The sequence below is a fragment of the Succinimonas sp. genome (assembly GCF_045225735.1).
GTDB lineage: Bacteria > Pseudomonadota > Gammaproteobacteria > Enterobacterales > Succinivibrionaceae > Succinimonas.
Window position 1 is genome coordinate 1 of record NZ_JBGVBR010000103.1, and the last position, 2,008, is coordinate 2,008.

The following is a 2,008-nucleotide window of genomic DNA, read 5'->3' on the forward strand; positions in this document are numbered from 1 at the left end:
TCCCAGATCACATTGATAATGCCGACTTCCTGCATTCTGCCGAAATCGGGATAGAGATAGTATTTAACGCCCTCCATGGCTCCGGGAAGAGAGAGGCTGTAAAGCGCCATAGCCGTCAGGAGAACCAAAAGCATGATCAGCATGGGCCTCGTGAACCGTTCCACGCCCTTTTTAATGCCGCAGAAACAGACCAGACCGCCAAAAAACACCACGGCGATCATAAAGCCCAGAGAGAGTCCGGGAGAATTGATAACCCCGGCAAATGACAGCTCCGGAACTCCTCCTGAAGAAGCCGCGCCCTGAGAATTCAGCCCCAGAAGAGCGGCCAGAAAACCCCAGCAATAATAAAGAATCCAGCCGGTGATCACCGTGTAATAGGACATCAGCACATAAGGCCCCAGAGACATCAGGTATTTAAAAAGATGCCATTTGCTACCCGGGGCTTCCAGCTCCTCAAAGGCCCGGGTTACGCTCTTCCGGGAAGCTCTGCCTATGGCAAGTTCCATGGCAAGACAGGGGAGCCCCAGAAGCAGGAGACACAGGAGATATACCAGCACAAAGGCCGCGCCGCCGTTATGGCCGGCAATATAGGGGAAACGCCAGACATTGCCGAGGCCGATGGCGCACCCGGCGGAAATAAGAATGAAGGACAGCCGCGAGGAAAAGAGTCCCCGGGCCGGTTTCTGAGAATTATCTTGGGTGTCTGTCATATTATGAACTCCACTTGGACATAACGTCCGCATACCCGGAAATGAGTATCAAGGCAATCAGGAAAGGCAGCATAAACCGGAAATACCAGGAGGTCCAGCCGGGGAGCTTAAGCCCCCTGCCGGTATTAACCTCCCGCCGGAAATTCTGAAAGCCCCAGCCCAGAGCGACGAACAGCGTCAGGAACAGAGCTCCGCAGGGGAGAATATTGGCGCTGACAATAAAGTCTCCCAGATCCAGAAAATTGCTGTCTCCTCCCAGAGGATGAATATCCTTCAGCGCATTAAAGCCCAGAGCCACCGGCACGGCCAGAGCGGCAATGATGGCCATGTTAATTAAAGCTCCCGGAATTCTCCGGATCCCGAAAAGATCCCGGAGCGCCGCCATGTTCCCCTCAAATACCGTGGCCACGGTGGTAAAGGCGGCAGTGAACATAAGGAGGAAAAACAAAGCTCCGGCGATCTGCCCGTGATCCATGAGAGCAAAAACATTGATCATGGTGATAAAGAGGAGGTTCGGACCGCTGTCCGGGGAGATGCCGTAGCTGAAGCATGCCGGAAAAATTATAAGCCCCGCCAGGAATGCTACCGCAAAATCCAGCCCGACAATGAAGAGGCTTTCATTTACCAGAGAGCGCTCCTTAGTGGCATAGCTCCCGAATACCAGCAGGGAGCCCTGTCCCGCGCTCAGAGTAAAGAAGGCCTGAGTGAGCGCCTCGGTAACCACCCTGGCAATGCCGGCCCTCCGGAAATTCTCAAAATCCGGATACAGATAATACTTTACTCCCTCCGGGGCTCCGGGGAGCGTAAGACAGTAGCCCGCCAGAGCCAGCAGCATAAAAAGAAGAAGGAGCATGATGGGCTTGGTGACGGCCTCCAGCCCCTTTTCCACACGGCGCAGGGCGATAGTCCCGGAAAGACCGATAACGGCAAAGGTTCCCGCAAGCATGATGACCGGATTCCCGATAAAGCTCCTGAATATCTCAAGGCTGGCGCCCCGGGGTTCAGCGGACGTCAGCTGAGAAAGCTGACTGAAATCCCCGGCAAGGAAGGCCCAGAGATAATAAAGGAGCCAGCCGGTAAGCACCGTGTAAAAGCCCAGCAAAATATAGGGCCCCAGAATCAGCACATAGCGGGAAAGATGCCACTTGCTTCCAGGAGGCTCCGCGACTTCATAAGCCCGGACTATGGATTTTCGGGTCGCCCGGCCCAGCGCCACCTCCAGCATCACCGCCGGAACCCCCACCAGAATGAGACAGAGGATATACACCGCCACAAATATGCCGCCGCCGTTCTCCCCG

The 2,008-nt window shown here is 55.2% G+C and carries 2 protein-coding genes; both read right to left on the minus strand.

All coding sequences use genetic code 11. The annotated features are described in order from the left end of the window. The coding region (locus ACJROR_RS03540) for a sodium-dependent transporter (RefSeq protein ID WP_406545892.1) at positions 1–710 on the minus strand (710 nt) is incomplete at its 3' end. A gap of 1 nt (position 711) precedes the next feature. After that, on the minus strand, positions 712–2,008 hold a 1,297-nt coding region (locus ACJROR_RS03545), incomplete at its 5' end, for a sodium-dependent transporter (protein WP_406545893.1).